19 protein-coding genes are annotated in these 22,754 nt (G+C 56.5%); 5 read left to right on the plus strand and 14 right to left on the minus strand.

All coding sequences use genetic code 11. The annotated features are described in order from the left end of the window. Positions 1–8 precede the first annotated feature (8 nt). Positions 9–548 (plus strand): gluconokinase, encoded by a 540-nt coding sequence (locus RL_RS04105; RefSeq protein WP_086935575.1) that lies wholly within the window; start codon positions 9–11, stop codon positions 546–548. Here RL_RS04105 and RL_RS04110 read toward each other — a convergent pair. From RL_RS04110 to RL_RS04120, 3 genes are all read right to left on the minus strand, one after another. Beyond that, the gene (locus RL_RS04110; RefSeq protein ID WP_011650533.1) at positions 538–1,785 is read right to left on the minus strand and encodes an NAD(P)/FAD-dependent oxidoreductase; all 1,248 of its coding nucleotides are present in this window, start codon (positions 1,783–1,785) and stop codon (positions 538–540) included. The two genes, RL_RS04105 and RL_RS04110, sit on opposite strands and share 11 nt — an antisense overlap. A gap of 76 nt (positions 1,786–1,861) precedes the next feature. Then, on the minus strand, positions 1,862–2,365 hold the full coding sequence (locus tag RL_RS04115) for an isoprenylcysteine carboxyl methyltransferase family protein (protein WP_011650534.1): 504 nt from the start codon (positions 2,363–2,365) through the stop codon (positions 1,862–1,864). Further along, positions 2,362–3,414 (minus strand): type III polyketide synthase, encoded by a 1,053-nt coding sequence (locus RL_RS04120; RefSeq protein ID WP_003545656.1) that lies wholly within the window; start codon positions 3,412–3,414, stop codon positions 2,362–2,364. Before RL_RS04120 ends, RL_RS04115 begins: the two co-directional genes overlap by 4 nt. A 168-nt stretch (positions 3,415–3,582) precedes the next feature. Here RL_RS04120 and RL_RS04125 point away from each other — a divergent pair, with 168 nt between their 5' ends. From RL_RS04125 to RL_RS04140, 4 genes are all read left to right on the plus strand, one after another. Further along, positions 3,583–4,119: a tetratricopeptide repeat protein gene (locus RL_RS04125; RefSeq protein ID WP_011650535.1), complete on the plus strand. Its 537-nt coding sequence runs from the start codon at positions 3,583–3,585 to the stop codon at positions 4,117–4,119. A gap of 48 nt (positions 4,120–4,167) precedes the next feature. After that, positions 4,168–4,773, plus strand: coding sequence for an RNA polymerase sigma factor (locus RL_RS04130; protein ID WP_011650536.1), 606 nt, complete (start codon positions 4,168–4,170; stop codon positions 4,771–4,773). Next, the gene (locus RL_RS04135; protein WP_011650537.1) at positions 4,770–5,573 is read left to right on the plus strand and encodes an anti-sigma factor family protein; all 804 of its coding nucleotides are present in this window, start codon (positions 4,770–4,772) and stop codon (positions 5,571–5,573) included. The genes RL_RS04130 and RL_RS04135 overlap by 4 nt, the downstream gene beginning before the upstream one ends. A gap of 578 nt (positions 5,574–6,151) precedes the next feature. Continuing rightward, positions 6,152–10,909 carry a M10 family metallopeptidase gene (locus tag RL_RS04140; protein WP_011650538.1) on the plus strand — a complete coding sequence of 1,586 codons (4,758 nt, stop codon included), beginning with the start codon at positions 6,152–6,154 and terminating at the stop codon, positions 10,907–10,909. A gap of 1,453 nt (positions 10,910–12,362) precedes the next feature. Here the strand turns inward: RL_RS04140 and RL_RS04150 are convergent. The 11 genes from RL_RS04150 to RL_RS04205 all read right to left on the minus strand — a co-directional run bounded on the left by RL_RS04150 (position 12,363) and on the right by RL_RS04205 (position 22,305). Continuing rightward, a protein-coding gene (locus RL_RS04150) for an IS3-like element ISRle5 family transposase (RefSeq protein ID WP_122330847.1) occupies positions 12,363–13,462 on the minus strand; the annotation gives its coding sequence in 2 pieces (ribosomal slippage) (positions 12,363–13,204 and positions 13,204–13,462; 1,101 coding nt in all). 187 nt (positions 13,463–13,649) lie between these two features. Further along, positions 13,650–14,798 carry a dTDP-4-amino-4,6-dideoxygalactose transaminase gene (rffA, locus tag RL_RS04160; RefSeq protein WP_086935539.1) on the minus strand — a complete coding sequence of 383 codons (1,149 nt, stop codon included), beginning with the start codon at positions 14,796–14,798 and terminating at the stop codon, positions 13,650–13,652. Continuing rightward, positions 14,788–15,681 carry a glucose-1-phosphate thymidylyltransferase RfbA gene (rfbA, locus tag RL_RS04165; RefSeq protein ID WP_011650542.1) on the minus strand — a complete coding sequence of 298 codons (894 nt, stop codon included), beginning with the start codon at positions 15,679–15,681 and terminating at the stop codon, positions 14,788–14,790. The genes rffA and rfbA overlap by 11 nt, the downstream gene beginning before the upstream one ends. A gap of 92 nt (positions 15,682–15,773) precedes the next feature. Next, positions 15,774–16,655, minus strand: coding sequence for a class I SAM-dependent methyltransferase (locus RL_RS04170; RefSeq protein ID WP_011650543.1), 882 nt, complete (start codon positions 16,653–16,655; stop codon positions 15,774–15,776). Beyond that, a complete protein-coding gene (locus tag RL_RS04175) occupies positions 16,652–17,041 on the minus strand; it encodes a GtrA family protein (RefSeq protein ID WP_011650544.1) in 390 nt (129 codons plus the stop codon). Before RL_RS04175 ends, RL_RS04170 begins: the two co-directional genes overlap by 4 nt. 7 nt (positions 17,042–17,048) lie before the next feature. Then, entirely contained in the window at positions 17,049–17,990 is a 942-nt protein-coding gene (locus tag RL_RS04180; RefSeq protein ID WP_011650545.1) for a hypothetical protein, read from the minus strand. Beyond that, positions 17,987–18,652: an acetyltransferase gene (locus tag RL_RS04185; protein ID WP_011650546.1), complete on the minus strand. Its 666-nt coding sequence runs from the start codon at positions 18,650–18,652 to the stop codon at positions 17,987–17,989. Before RL_RS04185 ends, RL_RS04180 begins: the two co-directional genes overlap by 4 nt. 2 nt (positions 18,653–18,654) lie before the next feature. Continuing rightward, complete coding sequence (locus RL_RS04190; protein WP_017993003.1) at positions 18,655–19,284, minus strand: class I SAM-dependent methyltransferase; 630 nt, start codon at positions 19,282–19,284, stop codon at positions 18,655–18,657. A 161-nt stretch (positions 19,285–19,445) separates the two neighbouring features. Continuing rightward, a complete protein-coding gene (locus tag RL_RS04195; protein ID WP_011650548.1) occupies positions 19,446–20,393 on the minus strand; it encodes a glycosyltransferase family 2 protein in 948 nt (315 codons plus the stop codon). Continuing rightward, the gene (locus RL_RS04200; RefSeq protein WP_011650549.1) at positions 20,390–21,211 is read right to left on the minus strand and encodes a phytanoyl-CoA dioxygenase family protein; all 822 of its coding nucleotides are present in this window, start codon (positions 21,209–21,211) and stop codon (positions 20,390–20,392) included. The genes RL_RS04195 and RL_RS04200 overlap by 4 nt, the downstream gene beginning before the upstream one ends. Then, positions 21,208–22,305, minus strand: a complete 1,098-nt coding sequence (locus RL_RS04205; protein ID WP_017993004.1) for a class I SAM-dependent methyltransferase — start codon at positions 22,303–22,305, stop codon at positions 21,208–21,210. The genes RL_RS04200 and RL_RS04205 overlap by 4 nt, the downstream gene beginning before the upstream one ends. Between the last annotated feature and the right edge of the window lie 449 nt (positions 22,306–22,754).

Below are 22,754 nucleotides of genomic sequence, written 5' to 3' on the forward strand. Positions count from 1 at the left end.
AGGAGGAAATCATGTCGGAGCAGATGAACAGACCTCATGCGATCATTGTCATGGGGGTCAGCGGCTGCGGCAAATCCTCTGTCGGCGAGAAACTCGCCGAAGCCCTGCACCTGGCCTTCGTCGAAGGTGATGCGCTTCATCCGGCCGCCAATGTCGAGAAGATGTCGAAGGGCATTCCGCTGACCGATGAGGACCGGATGCCCTGGCTCGACCGCATCGGCGAAGACATCAAGGCCTCGCTGGAGAAGAGCAAGGGCATCATCGTTTCCTGCTCGGCGCTGAAGCGCCTCTATCGTGACAGGCTGAGGGCCGCTGCCGGCGGCAAACTGTTCTTCGTCTATCTCGAAGGTTCCAGGGCGCTGCTGATGAAGCGTATGGGCGAGCGCAAGGGACATTTCATGCCTGTCTCGCTGCTCGACAGCCAGCTGGCGACACTTGAGGTACCCACAGGCGAGCCGGGCGTCGTCACCGTCGATATCGACGACACGGTGGACGGTATTACGGCAACAGCCCTCGAAGGCCTCGCAAGTCTCGGCGTTACGGGTTGAAACGCTGCGGCGAATAGGCCGCGATATCGATGAACGGCGTCTCGCCGGTGATGAGTTCGGCAAGCACGCGGCCGGTCACCGGCCCGAGCGTCAGCCCGTGATGGGCATGGCCGAAGGCAAACCACAGGCCCTGATGGCGCGGCGCCTTGCCGATGATCGGCATCATATCCGGCGTGCAGGGGCGCGCCCCCATCCAGGGTTCGGGATCGAGCCTGCCTCCGAGCGGGAAGATGGTACGCGCCACGGCTTCGGCGCGGTCAAGCTGGACCGGCGTCTTCGGCGCGTCGAGCGTTGCAAACTCCGCCCCTGTCGTCAGGCGGATGCCTCGGCGCATCGGCGCAAGGAGATAGCCGCGTTCGGCATCCAATGTCCAGTTGTTGAGCACGGCACTGCCCTCGGCGGCATAATGCATGTGATAGCCGCGCTTGACGCCGAGCGGGAAGGAGTAGCCGAGCCGGCGCGTCGCAACGGCCGCCCAGGGGCCGAGCGCCATTACAGCATCGTCGGCTTCCAGCGGACCTTCCGCAGTCATGATTTTCCACCCGGAGCCGAACGGACCGAGCGAGGCGGCGTCACCCGTCACGAAACGGCCGCCGATACTTTCAAAATAGCGGCGATAGGCCGATGTCAGCGCATGCGGGTCGAGCACCGACCAGGGATCGCGCCAGCGGATACCGCCGGCGAAATCGCAGGTCATATGAGGTTCCATGCGGGCGATATCGGCCGGAGTCAGGCTGTCATACTCCACGCCGAATTCATTCTGCCAAAGTGCTGCCTCCGCAAAAGCCCCATCGCGCTTGGCTTCAGTGCGGAAAATTTTTATCCAGCCGTCCTTGCGGATCAGCCCTTCGGCCTGCGACGCCTCGATCAGATCCTTGTGTTCGACAACCGAATTTTCGATCAGCGGTGCATAGGCCCGGGTGATGAGCGCGTGGCGACGCGCATTGGAATTCCTCCAGTAGCGAGCGAGAAAGGCGATCTGGCTCGGCAGTGTGCGCAGATGATAATGCGCGTCGATGCGATTATTCAGAGCATAACGCAGTAAAAGCCCGAGCTGCTGGGGAAAGCCGTAGGGTGCCACACCTTCGCGCTGGATCAGGCCGGCATTGCCGAACGAGGTTTCGTTGCCCGGATCCTTGCGGTCGATCAGCGTCACCTGCCGGCCGCGCCGCTGAAGATGGATGGCCGTGGAAACCCCGACGATGCCGGCGCCGAGCACGATTGCGTTTTTCGTCATTTCCGCTTGCATTCCGCTTTGTCTAACGCGGTGAAAATGCCCGCGCCGATACCGCGACGCAAACGGAAAATCGCATTCATTTCAAAATCATTGCGCTTTTCAGTGCGGCATTTTCAGCCTTTACGCGGACATAGAGGATAAGCGCGTTGAGAAGGGAAAAGACGATCGCGTAAAACGGCAGGCCGAAGGCGAGGGGAAGGGCGGCGATCTCGCCAACGACGATCGCATAGTTCGGATGGCGGAGGAAGCGATACGGCCCGGATCTGACCAGCGACGCGCCGGGCAGGACGATGATACGCGTCGTCCAGCGGCCTTTCAGCGTCGCCAGCACCCAGAGCCGCAGCACCTGCAGCCCCATGAACACCAGAAACCAGAAGAGCGCGACCGGCCTGCCCGGTGCAGTGAGCCAAAGGCCGATGATCCAGCTCGCATGCAGCGCCACCATGACGGGATAATGCTCGGGTGCCACCTCCGTGGCGCCTCTGGCAAGAAGCGCCGCCGTGTTGCGCCGGGCGAGCACGAGTTCCGCCAGCCGCTGCAGCGTCACGAAGGCAAGGAGCGCGATCGACGGCCACATCATGCGACCCTCCTGAGCGTCACGCAGCTCGCCGAAAAGCCAGGCCCCATGGCGATCATCGCGGAGCGCGCCGGCAATCCGGCGCGGATTGCCCGCTCCAGCACGAACAGGATTGTCGGCGAGGACATGTTGCCATATTCGGCCAGCACGGCGCGTTCGTGATCCAGCGTGCCCGGGACCATCGAAAGCGCGCTCTCCATTGCGGCCAGCACCTTCGTGCCGCCGGGATGGCAGATGAAGCGGTCGATATCCTCCACCCTCAGCCCGTTGCGGGCCAGAATGGCCTTTACCGCCGGGCCGAGTTCCTTTTCGGCAAAGGGCGGCAGCGATTGCGCCAGTACGATGCCGAAGCCGCCGTCATCGATCTTCCAGCCCATGATATCGAGCGTGTCGGGAAAGAGATGCTCGCCGGTCGATTCCACCTCCGCCAGCCCATCTTCGCCTGATCGCAGCACGCAGGCGGCAGCGCCGTCGCCGAAAAGCGCTGTTGCGATGATGTTCGGCCGCGTCAGTTCGTCCAGCCGGAAGGCCAGCGTGCAAAGCTCGATCGAGACGAAAAGCACAACAGTGCCCGGCCGGCTCCGCGCCAGCCTTGAGGCGATCGCAAAGCCTGACACGCCGGCCGCACAGCCGAGCCCGAAGACCGGCACGCGTTCGATATCGGATCTGAAACCCATCCGGCCGGCAAGCTGTGCATCGAGGCTCGGTGTCGTAAAACCGGTGGAGGAGACCGTCACGACACAGTCGACATCGCCGGCTTCAAGGCCTGCCTGGCGAAGGGCCGAGCTGGCAGCCTCGACGAAAAGCCCGCCGGCCACCTCTGCAAAGGCCTGCATCCGGTCTTGCCAGCCATGCGGCTCGTCGAACCAGGCAAGCGGCCGCGCCGCATGGCGCTTGTCGATACCGGCGCTATCGAAGACGCGGGCAAGATGGCGGAAATCCTCGAAGCGGTCGGCAAACAACCGGGCCGAGGCTTCGACCGCCTGTTTTTGGAAAATGACATGTTCGGGTGTGGCAATGGCCAGGCTGACGAGTTTGACGGTGTCGGTCACAGAATTCTCCTTGTCCCTCCGGCGGAACGAAGGAAAACACGCAGACGCCCAAATTATTCAGCTCTGAAGCTTCACGAAAGGGTGAAGAAAGAAATGCAAGCGGCAGCCGAATAAAGCTGGATGCAGCGGTGTTCTCTCGTCGCAACGTCACTTTCGAGGAGTTTCCCCATGACGATCATGACAGCCCGCATCGCTTCCATCATTCTCGGCGGCTGCCTTGCCGCTTCTGTTGTCTCCGGCCCGGTTTTTGCGATCGGCGATGATAGCAGCATAACGCCCACCTGCAAGAAGGGCGAGATCTACGACCAGAAGACCAAGAAATGCGTCAAGCAGCAGAGCGCCAACGTCTCCGACGAGAACCGCGCCGACTATGCCTATTCGCTGGCCAAGGCCGGCCGCTACGAGGAGGCGCTTGCCGTGCTCGACACGGTCAAGGATCAGAACACCGCCGAAGTGCTGAACTATCGCGGTTATGCCACCCGCAAGCTCGGCCGCACCGACGAGGGCATCTCCTATTATCTACAGTCGGTGAAGATGGACCCGCAATATGCCAAGGTCCGCGAATATCTCGGCGAAGCCTATGTCATCAAGGGTCAGCTCGATCTCGCCAAGGACCAGCTGAAGTCAATCAAGGCGATCTGCGGCACCGGCTGCGAGGAATATCAGGATCTGAATGCTGCAATCCTTGATCCCTCGAAGATCTGATCGGTAGGCCACGGGGCGGGAAAACGGAAGCACGAAAGGGATGTAAGAATGTCGGTCGCGCGCACCCATTTTCCTGCCTATAGTCGCGCGAGAATGGAATCGCCGGTTCATCCGGCGGTTTCGAGGGATGCAGGATTGGCGGAGGCGGCCATCGCGAGCGAAGCGGATATCAGGAGCGGCCTGACGGAAAATCTGCCAAGGCTCTGGCGTTATGGTCTCGTTCTCTCGCATCAGCGCGATGTCGCCGACGACCTGGTGCAGGCGACCTGCCTTCGCGCGCTCGAGCGCGCCGATCAGTTCATCCCCGGCACCCGGCTCGACCGCTGGCTGTTTTCGATCCTGCACTCGATCTGGCTGAACGAGATCCGCTCGCGCCGGGTGCGCCAGGGCCAGGGTTTCGTCGATGCCGGGGAGACGCTGACCTTCGACGGCGCGCACGACACCGAAACCCATGTGATGGCGGGTCAGGTGCTGAAACAGGTGAACGCGCTGCCCGAGGCGCAAAGGACGGTGGTTTTCCTCGCCTATGTGGAAGGACTTTCCTATCGCGAGGTTGCAGGCATATTGGATATCCCAATCGGAACTGTGATGAGCCGGCTGGCTGCGGCCCGCGCCAAGCTCTCCGACGCCGGACCGGAAGGGGGACGGCCATGACGACGAAACACACCATTCCCTCCGACGAGGACCTGACCGCCTTCATCGACGGCGAGCTGACGGCTGAAGAGGCTGCGCGCATTGAAGCCATTGTGAACGAAGACGAGAGCACCGCCGAGCGGCTGGAATTCCTGGCGCGCGCCAGCCTGCCCTTCAAGCAAGCCTTCGCCCCGCTCCTATCGGAAGCGCCGCGCGAGAAGCTGCAGGCGATGCTCGCCGCCATCCCGGCGCAGCAGAGCGCAAAATCCGGCCTCGCGCCCGCATTCGCCAGCCGCCGCCGCTTCCTCGGCGCGCTCGCCGCCTCGCTGGTCGCCGGCATCGCCATCGACCGCGCCGTCATCGGCATCGGAGCACGCTTTTCGGCAAAGGACGAAAACAGCGAATGGCGCGCCGTGGTCGCCGACTATATTTCGCTCTATACCGCCGAAACCCTGGCCGGCCCCGCCCCCGGCAGGGAGGACCAGGCCGCCCAGCTCGGCCCGCTCGACGAAAAACTCGGCCTGTCGCTCTCCCCCGAAGCCGTGTCGCTCCCGGGCATCGAATTCAAACGCGCGCTGCTGCTGCAATATGACGGTAAGGCGCTCGCCCAGATCGCCTATCTCGACCCCGAGACCGGGCCGATGGCGCTTTGCATCGTCAAGTCTGACAAGGGGTCGACGGCGCCGGACCTCGAAAGCCGCAAAGGTATGAATGTCGTCTATTGGTCGAACGCGACGCACGCTTTCATGCTGATCGGCCGCATCCCCGTAGATCGGGTTCAGGAATTGGCGGAGAACGCCCGGAGCAGGCTTTCAAGCTGACCAGCTCAGCGGGACTTCAGCTTCGCCGGTTTTTCTTGGGAGCGCGTTTGAGCTCCAAATTGATTCTTTGAACAAGGACATCGGCTTCATCACGGTCGGACAGACGCTGTCGTCAAGCTCGAAGCCTTTCCCTTCACTCGCTATGGAACGATCACAGCCGACGTCACCGAATTGCAGCAGGTGCGATCTTGAACCCGACGCGGCACGCCGTGAGGGCGAACCCCACGGCACAACAGGCGGAGACAACGTTCGGCAGCGCCGAAACAATGCGGATCTCTCGCTTTCCCGATATCATCGAGCCTGAGACTTATTAAATTTCAGCAGATGACCGTAACGTCAATTTAAGTGCCGCCGTGGCAGCAATTGCGATGGTTCGGACGGGCGAGCACAGAATCCTGGAATATGTCTTCTGGCCTTCGATAGAGGTTGCGGAGAAAGCGCTTCAGGAGCGTTAGTTACTTAGGGTCAAAAAACTTTCCTGAAGCGAAATAAAGCTTTTAGTTGAATTTTCCCCTGATTTGCGGCAGAGGGAAACTGGCATTAGGCGCGGCCGACTGGAATAGGCAAACGGGTATTTTATGACGAATCTTATTACTTCGACGAAGGACGTCAGCTTAACTGGGGATCAGAAAGTTGACGGGCTCTTCAGCGGCACTGCCTGGGACGGAACGATAACCTATGCGTTTCCCACCACCGCGACATCTTATGCTTATAGCGGCGAGAAAGACTATGCTTTCTCTTCAATTTCGTCGCAGCAGCAGTCTCTCGCCTTGTTCTTTATGGAGGAGTCCTATGGGAATGCGGCAAATGACGGCTTCTCCGTCGAGGGGTTCACGAACGCCAACTTTGTGGCCGGAAGCGCGGGTACCGCAACGGTGCGGTTCGCTCAATCGTCCCTACCTCCGACGGCATGGGCCTATACCCCAATTATCGGCGGCCACGGCGGCGATGTCTGGTTCGGAACGGAATATGCTGGCACCGAAGATGATCTTCGCTTTCCGAGGTTCGGCAACTATGCAAGCCATACCTTGGCGCATGAGCTGGGTCACGCTCTCGGACTGAAACATGCTCAGGAAGGGTATAATCTCAATCTGACAGTCGTTCCGGGTGCCTACGACTCGCTCGAATATACCATCATGACCTACCGCACATTTGTCGGAGATAACTTATATGGCTATAAGTATGAGCATGATGGCGCGCCACAAACCTTCATGATGCTCGACATCGCCGCCCTGCAGGAAATGTATGGTGCGGACTACACGACGAACAGCGGCGATACCGTCTACAAGTGGAATCCGAACCAGGGCATCACTTATGTCAACGGCGTTGCGGCCATCACGCCCGCTGCCAACCGCATCTTCGCGACAATCTGGGACGGCGGCGGTATCGATACCTATGATTTGAGCGCTTATACCACCGCCCTCAAGATCGACTTGCGAGCAGGGGGCTACTCGGTCTTTTCCCAGAGCCAGTTGGCCGACCTGGGCGGAGGTCCGAATAATGGCTATGCCCGCGGTAACGTTTTCAACGCCCTTCTTTATCATGACAATGTCGCGTCGTTGATCGAGAACGTTCGGGCCGGCTCCGGCAACGATACGCTTGTCGGCAACGAGGCGGACAATGCGCTCTGGGGCAATGCCGGAAACGATACCCTTACTGGCGATTCCGGCAATGACACACTCGATGGCGGTGCCGGAATCGACAAGATGTCGGGCGGGATGGGTAACGACGTCTACATCGTCGACGATGCCAACGATGCTGTAATTGAGAATGTCGATGAGGGGACGGACACGGTCCGGACGACGGGTTCTTATACACTCAGCACCAACGTAGAAAACCTGGTCTACATTGGCACCTTTGGGTTCTCCGGTACTGGCAATACGGCGGCCAATGTGATCACTGGCGGGACAGGTATTGATTGGCTTGATGGGAAGGCCGGCGCCGACACGCTGATCGGCGGTGCGGGCAACGATACCTATATTGTCGATGATCTCGGCGATGTCGTGGTCGAGGCGGCCGACAGCGGCGCTGACACGATCCGGACCGATCTTGCGGCTTATTCGCTGGCGGACAATGCTAATGTCGAGGACCTATACTTCACAGGTAGTGGCAATTCTACCGGTGTCGGGAATAGCCTCGACAATATAATCACTGGCGGGACAGGCGACGATACTCTCTCTGGTGGGGCAGGAAACGATACCCTGAGTGGTGGCTGGGGAGATGACTCGCTCGCTGGGGGGGGCGGCTACGATATTTACGTCGTTTACGGTGACGGCGACACCGTTATTGAAAACGCCGACGAGGGCATAGATACGGTGAAGACGTATCTGGCGAGCTACACATTGAGCGCCAACGTCGAGAACCTCATTAACTTCGGACGGATTGCCTTTATCGGCACTGGCAACAACCTCAACAATACGATCACCGGTGGCGCGGTCATCGATATTTTGTCGGGCGGTGCCGGTGATGACACGCTGGACGGCGGGGCTGGCGCCGACAGGCTGATCGGCGGGACGGGTAATGACACATACATCGTCGACAACGCTTCCGACGTCGTCACCGAAAACGCCAATGAGGGGATCGATACGGTTCGCACGACACTGGCAAGCTATATGCTTGGTAGCAATGTCGAGAACCTCACCTACATGGGCGCAGTTGCCTTTACCGGGACAGGCAATGACCTTGCCAACACGATCCGGGGTGCGGCAAGTGCCGACACGCTGGACGGAAAGGCTGGAGCAGACATACTGATCGGCGGAGCGGGCGATGACACTTATATTGTCGATAACCTTGCCGACGTCGTCACTGAGAGGCCGAATGAAGGAGCCGATCTGGTCAAGACGACGCTTTCTTCCTATACTTTGACCAATAATGTTGAAAAGCTGACCTTCATCGGCACCGGCGATTTCGCTGGAACTGGAAATGGTCTCGCGAATACGATCAACGGCGGCGCTGGCAACGACACGCTTGACGGCGGCGCTGGCAATGACGCGCTTGACGGCGGTGCCGGCAACGACATCTATGTGCTCGACAGTGCGAGCGACGTGATCAAGGACAGCGCCGGCACCGACGAAATCCGCACGGTGCTGGTAGCCTTCTCGATCGCCGCATTGGTCAATGTCGAGAACCTGACCTACACCCGGTCCGCCAACTTCACCGGCACCGGCAATGCGTTCGCCAACACGATCACTGGTGGCGCCGGCAATGACACGCTGGATGGCGGAGCCGGTGCGGATAGCTTGATCGGCGGTGAGGGCGACGACACCTATATCGTCGACAATATCGGCGACCTCGTCACCGAAGCTGCCGACGCCGGGACCGACACGGTTCGCACGACATTGGCAAGCTATACGCTTGGCAGCGATCTCGAGAACCTCGCCTATATCGGAACAGCAGCCTTCGCCGGGACGGGCAATAGCCTCGACAACACGATCAGGGGCGCGGCAGGTGCCGATATCCTGGACGGGGGGGCCGGTGCGGACAGCTTGATCGGTGGTGCGGGCAACGACACCTATATCGTCGACAATGCCGGCGACCTCGTCACCGAAGCGGCCGAGGTGGGTATTGACACGGTTCGCACGACGCTGGCCGCCTACACACTGGGGGCGAATGTCGAGAACCTGCTCTATACGGGATCGGCCAACTTCACCGGCACCGGCAATGCGCTTGCCAACACGATCACCGGCGGCGTCGGCAATGACACGCTGGATGGCGGCACCGGCAATGACACGCTGATCGGCGGCGCCGGCAACGACACATTGATCGGCGGGGGCGGTTCCGACACGATGTCGGGCGGGACGGGCGACGACATCTATGTGGTCGACAGTGCGACCGACGTAATCAACGAGGCAGTCAGCGCCGGCACCGACGAAATCCGCACGGCGCTCGCAGCCTACTCGATCGCCGCACTGATCAATGTCGAGAACCTGACCTACACGGGATCCGCCAGCTTCATCGGCACGGGCAATGCGCTGGCCAACATCATCACCGGCGGTATCGGCAACGACACGCTGAATGGCGGGGGCGGTGCGGATACCTTGATCGGTGGTGCTGGCGACGACACCTATATAGTCGACAATATCGGCGACCTCGTCACCGAAGCTGCCGACGCCGGGACCGACACGGTTCGCACGACATTGGCAAGCTATACGCTTGGCAGCGATGTCGAGAACCTCACCAATATCGGCACGGCAGCCTTTACCGGAACAGGCAATGATCTTGACAACGTGATCACCGGTGGCGCTGCGATCGATACGCTGTCCGGCGGTGTCGGCAACGATACGCTGAATGGCGGGGCAGGGGCCGATCGTTTGATCGGCGGTGAGGGCAATGACATCTATATCGTCGACAATGCCGGCGACGTCGTCACTGAGGCCGCCAATGAAGGGATCGACACGGTTCGGACGAACCTGAGTGCCCACACATTGGCGGCCAATGTCGAGAACCTCACCTACATCGGAACGGCAGCCTTTACCGGGGCGGGCAATCTGCTCGACAACATTATCATAGGTGGTGTTGCTGCCGACAAGCTCATGGGGGCTGCGGGCAACGACACTTTGATCGGCGGGGCTGGTGCCGACACGATGTTGGGTGGGACGGGTGACGACATCTATGTGGTCGATATTGCGACTGACATCGTGTTTGAGAACGCGAACGAAGGGACGGACACGGTCCGGACGGCGCTTGTCAGCTATACGCTCGGCAACAATGTCGAGAACCTGACCTATACGGGATCCGCCAGCTTCACTGGCGCCGGCAATGCGCTCGCCAACACGATCACCGGCGGCGCCGGCAATGATGTGCTGAATGGCGGGACAGGCGCGGATAGCTTGATCGGCGGTGCGGGCAACGACACTTATATCGTCGACAATGCCGGCGACATCGTCACCGAAGTTGCGAATGAGGGGACCGACACGGTTCGCGCGAACCTGGCGAGCTATACGCTTGCCGCCAATGTCGAGAACCTCACCTATATCGGAACTGGGCCGTTTGCCGGAGAAGGGAATGCGCTTAACAACGTGATCGTCGGCGGCAGTGGTTTTAATGCGCTGACGGGTGGCGCCGGCGACGATACCCTCACTGGTGGAGCGGCAGCCGACGTCTTCATTTATTCGCTGAACTGGGGCCACGATACGATCACAAACTTCGTGGCAACCGGCTCCGCACATGACACGATCAGGATCGACCACAGCATTTTCGCCGACTGGGAATCGCTTTTTGCCGCATCCAGTCAGTATGGCAACGATACAGTCGTTACAGCCGATATCGACAACACCATAGTGTTGAGGAACGTAGCCTTGACGAGCCTAGACTCGGGGGATTTCTTTTTTGCGTGAACCCAATCGGACCTCCTGGTAAACCCTGCGGGGGAGATCGAGCATGCTTCGGCGGAGCGGATGACGGCGATTTGTGGAGGAGATGAGGGAAGGGGATTGAACGACACCATTTTTTCCGGCAATTGAGGTCATCAGAATTTAGCTCGGCTCTTCGTCGCCGTGGGGATTTAGGCCGGTGATGAAACTCAAAGTGGCTGATCCACAGAAACAACCATTAACACAAGAGCGTCGCATTGGTCCGCCCCGTTGCTGGCGGCCTTGAAGTTGTGACGATCGGCGATTGTGCGAATGAAGGTACTTGTGCGGTCATAAACGCCTGCTCTCCACGAGTGGTTCTGGATGAAATCATGAATTTAAACGTCAACCGGCTTTTGTTTTTCCGCGTATTTCCGCTGGTCGTTCTTTGTCTTATTCTCGGGTGGATTTATAGCGGGGCACCGGGGTTCCCGGCACCGAGTCTGAAGCTGATAGCCGTCGCTGGTTGGCAACCGCGCGATTCGGCTGGAGAATTCGTGTATCATGACAAGCTTTGGCTTCTGGGCGGCTGGAAATGTCTGGAACTCGACGGATGGCATCAAGTGGGATCTAGTCCAGTCGGAGCTACCTTTCCATTATACCGACCTGCCGATGACGATCGTGTTCAAAAGGACCGAATGTGGGTACTCGGTGGACCACACTTTCGGACCCGGAGCATCCTGCCACCAATGCCGTGTGGAACTCCGATGACGGAATTCGCTGGAACAAGGTCCAAGTAGCGGCTTCCTGGAGCCCAAGAACAGCCACGCCGATTGTGATGCTAAATGGTAAGCTGTGGATTCTCGGGGGGCTTGAGTGGGTTGATGGCAAGCAGACACTTAAGAACGACGTGTGGAGCTCCAGCGATGGCATCAATTGGACCAAGGTGACAGAACACGCGGCATGGCAGCCGCGTGCATATCACACGGCCGTCGCTTATCACGGAAAACTATGGGTTCTTGGCGGCGGGTCATATCACCCAGACTACATTGCCTTGAACGACGTCTGGAACTCTGAAGATGGTATCAATTAGAAAAAAGTTTCCAACGCACCGTGGAGCGGACGGATCTGGTTCTCGGGCGCAGAATATCGAGATCGCATGTGGGTGATTGGTGGCTGGAGTAAAGAAGCCCTTAACGTCGGCGGAATTTGGTTCACGGACGATGGCATTGATTGGACGCGATTGCGTTTATCTGACAGCTGGCGACCAAGACATGAACAATCGATTTATGTTGTGGGCGATAGAATAATCATCGCTGGCGGGCATGCCGATCCAATCACCAATGAGTGTGGGAGCTGAAAGTTCCTCGGCTATGGCTAGAATTCGATCGCCTCTGACCTGCCACTGAAATTTTCATCCGGCGACGATTAGAGCCTCGGCACAACTGAACCGCCCCAGGATTCTGGACCACCGGAGGCTGGAGTTTTCCGGCTTCGTTCAGGGAGGTGGGCTGGTTGCGCCTCCCGGATTCATCAGTAAGATTGGCACCTTATTGCCGATGGCACCATGTGGCCGAACCTCATTGTAGTCTCTGCGCCAATCCTCCATCTTTTCGCGGGCATCCGCAAGGGTCAGGAACCAATGCTGGTTCAGACATTCGGCTCGGAAGCGGCCGTTGAATGCTTCGATGAAGGCATTGTCCGTCGGCTTGCCTGGACGTGAGAAGTCCAAGGTCACACCCTTGGCATAGGCCCAAAGATCGAGATCGCGTGACACGAATTCCGTGCCCTGATCGACACGGATCGTCTTCGGATAACCGACCTGCCGGCATATCCGTTCCAAGGTTTGCACGACGTCTTCACCGCGATAGCTGTGACGCGGATCAAGCACCGGCACATAGCGCGAGAAGGTGTCGATCACCGTCAGAACCCGCAACTTCTTTCCGGTCGCCAGCTGGTCGTGAACGAAGTCCATGGCCCAGACATCATTCGGTCCAACCGCCATTCGCCGATCCTCCCGCAGTTTGGCTTTGACCCGGCGCTTTGGCGTTTTGTTCCGCAGTTGAAGGCCCAAGTCCCTGTAAATCTTATAGGTTCGCTTGATGTTGGTGCCCCAACCCTCACGCTCTAAGAGCACATGCACGCGACGATAGCCGTAGCGCACTCGGGTTTCGCAGATCTCGCGAATACGACGTTCCAGGCCGGCCTGATCGGCACGGCGAGAGGTGTAGTGGTAGCTTGAACGATCGAAGTTCAGCGCCCCACAGGCACGCCGGATCGAGATCGCCCAATCGCGGCACATGCCCTTCACCACCTCCCGCTTGCGAGCAGGCCTTAGAGCTTTCGGCGAATGACGTCCTGCAGCATCTCACGGTCGAGTGTTAGGTCCGCGACGATCTTCTTCAGCCGTGCGTTCTCGTCCTCGAGTTGCCTCAGCTTCTTCATCTCCGGCGGCAACATGCCGGCATATTTCTTCCAATTGAAGTAGGTCGCCTGGCTGATTCCCGCCCTCCGGCAGATCTCCGCCACCGGCACACCTTCGTCACCCTGCTTCAGAACAAGCGCTTTCTGAGCGTCCGAAAACTGCGATGCCTTCATCGTCTTCCGTTCCTTTCCCAGCCAGGAAAATGCACCGGAAAACTCTAACCAATACTGGTCCAGTTTGAAGGGTTCAGATCACAACAACCTTGGAAATTCAGCGGATGGCAGCTTGCGTATCCAGCCTCTATAAGGAACAGCCGCTCGTTCGCGGAATTTTGGGCTGAGGTTAGGCGCGGATGACAAACTACGCCGCCCATCCTTCCAGCGCGTCAGCCAGAACTGCCGCAACGCGGTTCTGCTGCTCGAACGTCAGGCCTACCCACAAGGGCAAGCGTATCAGACGCTCTGACTGCGAAGTCGTTACCGGCAACTCGCCTGACATCCGCGCATATCGTCTTCCTGCGGGCGAGGAATGAAGAGGGACGTAATGGAAGACTGACGAAATGCCGTTGCTTTTCAGCTCACCTAGTACCTTTTGACGGTCTCTCTCTTCCGGCAGCAGTACATAGTACATGTGGGCATTATGCTGGCAATCATCAGGCACGATAGGGCGACGGAGCAGCCCCTCCGTTTCGAGCGGCTCAAGGATCGCGTGATAATAATGCCAGATCGCCAGACGGTCTTTTGTAATGCGCTCTGACTCTTCGAGTTGCGCCCACAAGAAGGCCGCGATCAACTCCCCCGGCAGGAAGGACGAGCCCACTTCCTGCCAAGTGTACTTGTCAACTTCACCCCGGAAGAAACGACTGCGATCAGTGCCTTTTTCACGGATGACTTCGGCCCGCAGAGCCAGCGCAGGATCATTGACCAATAGCGCTCCGCCTTCGCCAGAAATGACATTCTTGGTCTCGTGAAAACTGTATGCCGCGAGATCGCCGATGCTGCCGATCGGGCGCCCCTTATATGCGGCCATCACGCCCTGTGCCGCGTCCTCTACGACCTTGAGACCGTGTTGTTTGGCGATGCGCATAATGGTGTCCATTTCGCATGCAACGCCCGCGTAGTGAACTGGGACTATAGCGCGAGTGCGCGGGGTGATCGCCGCTTCAATCAAGCTTTCATCTAGATTCAGAGTGTCTTCACGGATGTCGACGAATACCGGGACTCCGCCGCGCAGGACGAAGGCGTTTGCAGTCGAGACGAAAGTGTATGATGGCATTATGATCTCGTCACCCGGCTGAATGTCGAGAAGCAGAGCCGCCATTTCGAGCGCCGCAGTGCATGAGTGAGTTAGTAGCGACTTGTTGCAGCCGCTTGTTTGCTCAAGCCACTCATGACATCTTTTGGTAAATGGGCCGTCTCCGGCAAGCATGTTTCCAAACTTTGCTTCAGCAATGTAATAGAGTTCCTTCCCTGTCATGAAAGGACGGTTGAATTCTATTTTATTGCTCACTGCTTCCCCCTTGAAGTCTGTGCCATTCCTCGGAGACACTGTGCAGGTATTCGCTGTATTCGCATTTTGGCATGCGAGTTATCAGGCCTTCGAATTGCTCAATACTGAGGAAGCCTCTTACGAGGGCAGCCTCTTCCGGGCAACCAATTTTTACGCCCTGTCTTCGTTCGATCGCTTCGATATAGCTAGACGCCTCGTGCAGCGCAGTACTGGTACCGGCGTCAAGCCAGGCAAAGCCGCGGCTCAAGCGCCGCACCTGCAGCTTGCCCAGCCTCAGGTATTCCAGATTGATGTCCGTGATTTCCAGTTCCCCCCGGATGGACGGCTTCACTGCCTTTGCAATGCCCAACACGCTGTTGTCGTAGACATACACGCCAGGCACGGCGTAGTTGCTTTTGGGGTGCTGGGGCTTTTCTTCAATGGAGATTGCCTTTCCGTTCCGGTCGAACTCCACCACGCCATAGCGCTCTGGGTCCTTGACATGGTAAGCGAAAATTGTTGCGCCACCCGTAAAGCTGGAGACTGCCCGGGGGAAATCGTCCCCACCGGAAAAGATATTGTCGCCCAGCATCAGGATCACGTCATCGGAGCCAACAAAATCCGCCGCAATCAAAAATGCCTGTGCAATCCCTTCGGGTCTCGGCTGCTCGCGATACTGGATTGCCACTCCCCATTGATTGCCATCCCCAAGCAAATTCTGATACCGAGGCAAGTCATGCGGCGTCGCAATGAGGCAGAATTCTCTGACCCCTGACGCAATCAGAACGGTCAGAGGGTAATAGATCATAGGTTTGTCGAAAACAGCCTGGAGCTGCTTACTGGAGACTTGCGTCAGAGGATACAGTCGCGACCCCGCGCCGCCAGCAAGAACAATCGCTTTCATTCATGTCTCCCCACACGATATCGTCGCCGCGATCGGTGTCCGTTAGATGAATGCCCTTCCACTCGACAAAATGAAAAGGGACAACATCAGCCTCACATCTTTCTGGCGACGAGCAGTCGCGAACCACCCAAAGGGAAATCGAAACCAGTTCCGATGAGAGCGCTTTCCGCACGCAATATCCATCTGAAAGCGTTATTGAGCAGGCTTGGAAGTTGCATCTCGGTTCGAACGTCGATCTCGTCAACCGATTTATTTCGGCTTAGCAAACGCGAAGCTAGCATCGCCGGCAGCAGGAACGAGACGAAGGAGGTGTTGCGAAGGATGGTGAAGCCCGCGGCAGTAACTTTCCTGCTCAATTCGTTGGCCGTGTACCGACGGCAATGGTGAGCGTAATCGTCAAGGGGACTCCACAGCCATGGATGTTGCGGAACAGTCACCAGCAGCGTACCTTTAGGCTTCAGCGCGGCGTGCATTTGCTGCAGGACGGTTTCATCTTCCTCGATGTGCTCAAGAACATCAAATGCGCCGATGGCTTCAAATTCCTCCGCGAATGGAATTGCCCGGGCATCCATTTGCATGAGCCGTGCATTAGGCAATCTCTGAGAAGCGAATCGCAGACCCTCGATAAATATCTCGCTTCCGAAAATCTCAGCTTCAGGATATTTTCCGGTGACGCCGGAAAGAACAAAACCCGTTCCACAGCCAATTTCCAGAAAAGAGCGGAATTTGGGATGGTACTTGCGTAAAGCCCATAGGATAAGATCGTTTCGGGACCGGAACCAGAAATTTGTGGCCTCTAATTCCGACAGAACTTTGAAATAGGAAGCCTCAAATCCACCTCCTTGGTTAGCAAACTGTGGAGCGTAAGCTGCTATTCCGCCTATTTCTTCAGGCTCCCAGCGGCAAGCGGGGCAACGAGGCCTGCCGGCTTCGCTGTCGAATTTAGTTCCACAACCCAAACAACGGGAGCTCACGGGTTTTGTTTTCTCTTGCTAGTGGACGGGAAGGCATAAATGTTGGACGCCAGATATACGAATGCGGCCACAGCAACTATACCAAATGCTTGCACATAGAAGTGCGCATAATGGAGCCTATCCACGAACACGTAGAGGATGCTGTAGTTCAGCGCGTAACCAATGCCATAGATGATTCCATATCGGACTAGGGCCCCCTGCTGCTCCGCAGCCTGAATAAAAACCCAGCGCCGATTGGCGGCAAAGCTCATCAAAACTCCGACCAAATAAAGTATAGTCATCGCCAACTTTGGCGGAACCCCAGAAAAGGTGACAATGAGGTAAAGGATATATCCGAAGCCGTTGGTCAATAAGCCGATAAATCCAAAACGGGCCAGCTGCAACATACTATTTCTAGACAGAATCAGATCTCTCCACCTTATTGTCGTCCAGAACAGCCAAGCCAAAACCCGTTTTACCGTAGCCATCGCCATTGTATAGCATATAGGTATTGTCCTCGTGCCGAAACACGTAAGGGTACTCGATCATCGCGCTATCCCAGCCGTTTTCGGAAACGTCTATACCCACCTGGTCCAATTTCAAGATCCACGCGATTCCGTCCCGGCTTTCAGAATACCCGATCCGATAGGCTTCGCCCTGACCGCTGCGATAAGAAAACCACATCCGGTAACCACACGCCGCATCAATGAGAACCGTGGGCCTGGAGAAGGCTTGCGCCCTACCAATTTCATAGGGAATTGCCACACCTTCCTTGTGCCATATATGGCCATCCCTTGAACTTGCGGACTTGATAACATGGAGCATTTCACCGTTGCCCGCGTCCCAGGTTACGGTGGACCCATACCACATCCTGAACTTTTCACTATCCGTCTTTTCAACCCATGGATAGGAAAGACTGACTGAATCTTCCTCATCCGAAGCCATGAACGCTACGTCGGCGTCCAGCTCAAGCGTCAGATCGGGTCGAACCTTTATACGGCCTATATCGCCACGCCAGTGCCCTCCCGGAGGCCTCTGCCATCCCATGAATAGCATATAGCGCTGCACTCCCGCATAATAGCAGTTACCGATGCTGATACCCGCTTCAAAGAAACTGCCGCCAGCACCGTGTACCAGAAAGGGCTGCTTGTGTTCGTGAACGACTTCTCGCGTCAAGAGATTAATATCAACGGCGCCCACAGAGGAACGATTCTCGCTGTCGCGCCCGCTAAAAAACACCCTGTATGTGTCACCTTCAAGGTGGAGTGCGAGCGGGTTGGCAGCGTGACTCCTCAGCTTCGGGTGCAAACCGGACGGTTTGAAGAGCAGGTCGGTTTTAACCCATGTGCCGGTCATATCTTGCGCAGTTTTGAGCTGGGAACACGCGAGCGTTCAGAGGCGCTAGCTACGTAAACTCCATCAGCCTCGGCATCGGACAGTATGAGTGCTGCGGCACCGATAACGCACTTTGCCCCGATACTAACGTGATCACGAAGCGTGGCATTGACCCCTATGAAACATTGCTCGCCGATCCTGACACCACCGGACACCACAACATGGGAGGATATGAACGTGTGACTTCCGATATCCGAATGATGACCTATGTGGTTACCGCTCCACAACGTGACATTATCGCCGATATGCGAAAATGGTTGGATCGTATTGTCTTCAAGAATAAAACAATTACGCCCGAAGGAATGCCCGTTGAGGACTGTTGCGCTAGAACTGATATAGCTTGCAAGATCGTAACCGAGAGCCAGCCCGGCCTCGAATTTCTCCTTGCGGATTTGGTTCAGCTTGGAGTAGCTGAGTGCGACGAAAAGGGCATGGTCGGCCGGTGGATAGAGATCAGCGACGTTTTCGAAGGCAACGACCGGCAGGCCACAAAACTCTCGATTAGTTAAATAGGCTTCGTCCACAGTGAACGCGACCACATCATAATCGCTGTCATTTTGGAAATAGTAATGCGCGAGTTGGGCGATATCGCCGGCCCCAAAAATGATGAGCTTCCGCGTCATAGCTACTTCCTCACGATCATCGTAAACTCGTATAGCTCATAGTCATGCAACAAAGCTACCCGCCGTGAATAGCGCCGTTTGCAAAGATCGAATAAGTCCAGCGGGTTGGCGTAGAAAAGATCACCCCGCATCCGGTCTGCATCAGAATAGGATGTTAGACAATTGAAAGAAAAACCTGTCCGACTGGATATGTTCATCATGTCCAGTGTTTCCACCAGATACGCAAGCCACTCCTCGTCCGTCCGACCAAGCCGCACATTGAAAATTCCCGACGCTACGGAATAATCGACGATCTCACCTGGCGAGTTAGCCAACCTAAAAGTCACGTCCGGCGACGCGGCGATACGCGAACGGGCGGCTTCAATCATCGGCAGAGCAATGTCGACACCTATATACCGAGTGGCGTGTCCCAACTGCGAGAGGTGGTCAAGCAACGCCCCATATCCGCATCCTATATCGGCGATAGAATATGGTTGCGAAGAATCAACCACCTTGAGAAGTTGATTGAAGCGCATGATTTGGCCAGCTTGGCTGTTCCAGTCAACACCTGCTGCAGTTTGGCCATGTTCAGCGATTCGTCCCGAATAATAGTTCGCCACATCCTTCAGGATGTCATCACTCGATTCAACCATGAATGTCCCACCACGTGTAAGGGCGCTGATGTTTTAGCGGCGTAGCCATTCCAGCAATATCTACTCCAACACCCGCGACAGCATATACCGCACGGCTGACGACGTTGGAAAGGCCCCTCCAACTTTTGTAAAGCGCGTGAGTATTTTTCGGAATAGATCGGCTAACTCTCTGAGGAATTCCTTTTAGAATAGATATCTTGAATGATTGAGCGGGGTCTATCCTTCACCTCCTCCAGGATCTGTTTGACATAAAGGCCCATCAGCCCGGTAAAAACAGCATTCAAGCTGAAGAAAAAGACCACGACGGCCATGAGTGACGCCCATCCGTCTTGGACCGGTCCGGTCAGCGCGCGCACCACAACAAACCCGCCGTAGACGATACCTAAGAAAGCCATCATCAAGCTAAAGCACAGCATTAATATCAATGGCTTGGCCGAAAACGTCGTGATAGCAAGGGCAGTCAGAGCAATCCGCCTTCCTAGCGAGTAGGTCGTATCCGAGGAGCTGGCTTTGACAAAAGGGAACGACGCCTGGGGATAGCCAACAAGAATGCTTAGTGGAACGAAGACTGGGTTTTTGTCGCGAAATTTAAGTAGAGCGGATACATAGCGACGGGTCATCAATCGCATCGTTGATACGTTCTGGGGTATGCGTACCTCGCTTAACGCGGAGAAAAGCCAATAAAAAAGGTGCCCCGATATCCGCTCCATCCGGCCGCCTTTCCGACGTTCCTGCAGCCCGTAGAGACAATCAACAGCTTTTCCCCGCAAAACCTGCGCCATTTCCGAAAGCAACTCGGGAGGCTCCTCGAGATCGCTGTCAATCAGGAATATTAGGTCGCCTTGAGCATGCTCCAAACCCGCGAGCATCGCTTTATGATGCCCGAAATTTCTGCTCAAGCATAATAGCGAGATCCGAGCGTCGCGCTCAACCCAATTTCGCACGATGTTCACCGAACCGTCCGGACTGCCATCATCGACAATCACGATTTCAATATCATCCGACACCGCCTCTCCCGCGGCCAAGGCACGTTGGATGAACTCATCGATTGTGTCCATTGACCTGTATAGGGTTGTAACAATGGATAACTTGCGTGTCATGGAACTCATTTGACTTTCGGCAACCGAGACTTGAACCAGTCGCCAACTGAACGAAATTCTTCCAGGCCATAGCCCAGTATTTTCTTTTGCTGGTCTGTAAAATCTGGAGCTTCACCTAGCACAGAAGGAATATGGAACTGCTGACGCAGCATGGGAATCGTGAAGACGTGATTGATGGCGCGACGATTTTTATCGGTCTTATTGGTGCCGCCGGCGTGGTAAACCATGCAGTCCAAGACAATGAACGTCCCCCGTTTGACGGTGACGTGGGTCTCCAAACGCCGAACAACTTCGTCAGGTGGAAACGCTTCACGATGATGGGTTCCAGGGATCACGCGCGTGGAGCCATTTTCGATAGTGAAGTCGTCTAGTGCAAAGAGTGCATTGATAGCGAGCGGCCGAGAGCTAGTGAAATGCTGATACGGAAGATCTCTGTGATACTGGGCTTGGTGGTATTTGCTTTGGTGGCCGCGGTTTATCAGGCCGTTCACCTGGTTCAGGATGAAGTAACCGCCGAGGAGCCGCGACAATAACGCATGAAGTGGCCCATTGAAAACGACCTCCCAGAAATTGGGGCACAGCATCGGAAGGAGGCGAATCGTATCACGCTCATTAATCTTGCTAAGATCATAACCTCGGTCTGTTGCCTCGGTATCGTATTCTAACTCCGCTCTATTGAAAAACTGCGAGAGTTCATCGAGCTGAGCCCCGGCCAATCCGGAATCTAGCGTAGTGTATCCCAGTAGCCTGACCTCCTCCGCGAGGATGTCGTAAATGTCGTTTGCTTCGGTTGTCGCAATAACGCCGTAGCGAGAAATTTCCGTCATAGGATGGCATCCTGCCTTGCAATTTCAAGAGAATGAAAGATCGGAACATCCTCCGATCCAAAACGATCTCGGATAAGCGACCAGCTTCGCTCATGCACAGCCGCGATCAGGGGCATTCTCGGAAAGCTCAAGAAGTCTTTGACCGATACAACAGGTTTACCATAGAAATCCGCCTCTACCGGTTGATCCCTAACAAAAAACTCTGCGTTTTCGATCACGGACGGGCTATAGGCGTGAAGAAGATCCGAATACTCACCCGTGCCGAAGATGCCATACTTCCGGCCCTTAAGCACCCGGTTGGTCGCGTCTCGTATCTTGCTCCAGGTGTTCACATACTCTGCGCGCTCCTGAGAAAGAAAGGCGAAGCCGCGGGTCTGATTGTCGAGGTCAGCGTCGCCGAACTGCAACAGGTAAATCCTAAATCCCTGCAGGCTGCCCGTTAAGGGGGAGTTCGCAACCATCCGCAGGTTTGCACCCGCTACAATCATTGCCAAGGATGCGGACGTAAAGTTGGATATATGATCGTAAAAGAGCAACTCCGACCCCACGATTTCTCCATCCGGACAAATGACGACAATATTCCCTGTTTTATCAATGACGCGTCGGCATGCTTGCAGAAAACCGAGGGGATTACGTGTGTGCTCGATCACGTTAACGGACAGGCAAAGATTGTAGCCGGGGCGGGAGGCCTCGAACTGCTCAGCAAAACCCTCGTGGATGGAAATTCGACCTCCCACGTTTGAACGCGCATTCGCGGCTATCCGGGAACTAGGCTCCACTCCGGTTGAAATTTGAGCGCCAAGCCTATTGGTCAGATGACCGAGCAACGTACCGCTGCCGCATCCAAACTCTATGATCTTGGAAAAATTGGCTTCATTCCCCAGATGATGCGTCAAGAAAGCTTCTATCTGTCGGCTATATTCGGCGGAGCGCGCAGCCTCCGCCACCGCGTCTCGCAGGCCGATCGAGTAGTCGGCGCTATAAATCTCTTTTATTTGCTCTTCTGAAAAATTCTGGGTGTGGAAGCCATGGCCGCAGTTGTTACAAGAACAGCGCTTAAGAGGATTCGATACCACCTTGCCGTCGCTAACCATCGAGCGGGCTGCATGCGGAATAGGTAGATTTCTACAATCTGCTGATCCACATGCGGGACACGTAGAAATATGTTCAGTCAAGCGAAGTCCCCCGCATTGCTTGCTAGCGGACCGCAATAACGCAATTTTGTTACCACGCGCAAGCCTTAAAAATGTGGCGAATTGGCGCCAGTATCCGGTACGCTTTCTTCTTTCTGCACACGCGCACCAATGCTCCAAAGGGTGGTGCGGCACCGGAGACCCACGCCAAAGGTTCAAGTGTTAGTCAACTCATGATGCCTCTCCCAGGATCAACACTGCCCCACGCTATTTACATTGCAACCCCCGGGCTTCAGAGAGAGCGCCGATCATCCACCCTTCGTTCCTTGTTCCCGGGAGTTGGCAAGAGTGTCGAAACACCGAAACACCTCCAGCGGTGCCCAATCATTTCCGCCACTCTCACAAGCGCA

This window comes from Rhizobium johnstonii 3841, from assembly GCF_000009265.1.
In the GTDB taxonomy this organism is placed as follows: Bacteria; Pseudomonadota; Alphaproteobacteria; order Rhizobiales; family Rhizobiaceae; genus Rhizobium; species Rhizobium acaciae.

Coding starts and splice junctions, on each gene's coding strand:
- RL_RS04110 (WP_011650533.1), bottom strand. CDS start 1,785: ATGACGAAAAACGCAATCGTGCTCGGCGCCGGCATCGTCGGGGTTTCC.
- RL_RS04135 (WP_011650537.1), top strand. CDS start 4,770: ATGACGACGAAACACACCATTCCCTCCGACGAGGACCTGACCGCCTTC.
- RL_RS04180 (WP_011650545.1), bottom strand. CDS start 17,990: ATGACCGGCACATGGGTTAAAACCGACCTGCTCTTCAAACCGTCCGGT.
- RL_RS04115 (WP_011650534.1), bottom strand. CDS start 2,365: ATGATGTGGCCGTCGATCGCGCTCCTTGCCTTCGTGACGCTGCAGCGG.
- RL_RS04205 (WP_017993004.1), bottom strand. CDS start 22,305: ATGGTTAGCGACGGCAAGGTGGTATCGAATCCTCTTAAGCGCTGTTCT.
- rfbA (WP_011650542.1), bottom strand. CDS start 15,681: ATGAAAGCGATTGTTCTTGCTGGCGGCGCGGGGTCGCGACTGTATCCT.
- RL_RS04195 (WP_011650548.1), bottom strand. CDS start 20,393: ATGAGTTCCATGACACGCAAGTTATCCATTGTTACAACCCTATACAGG.
- RL_RS04185 (WP_011650546.1), bottom strand. CDS start 18,652: ATGACGCGGAAGCTCATCATTTTTGGGGCCGGCGATATCGCCCAACTC.
- RL_RS04140 (WP_011650538.1), top strand. CDS start 6,152: ATGACGAATCTTATTACTTCGACGAAGGACGTCAGCTTAACTGGGGAT.
- RL_RS04125 (WP_011650535.1), top strand. CDS start 3,583: ATGACGATCATGACAGCCCGCATCGCTTCCATCATTCTCGGCGGCTGC.
- RL_RS04190 (WP_017993003.1), bottom strand. CDS start 19,284: ATGGTTGAATCGAGTGATGACATCCTGAAGGATGTGGCGAACTATTAT.
- RL_RS04130 (WP_011650536.1), top strand. CDS start 4,168: ATGTCGGTCGCGCGCACCCATTTTCCTGCCTATAGTCGCGCGAGAATG.
- RL_RS04200 (WP_011650549.1), bottom strand. CDS start 21,211: ATGACGGAAATTTCTCGCTACGGCGTTATTGCGACAACCGAAGCAAAC.
- RL_RS04175 (WP_011650544.1), bottom strand. CDS start 17,041: ATGTTGCAGCTGGCCCGTTTTGGATTTATCGGCTTATTGACCAACGGC.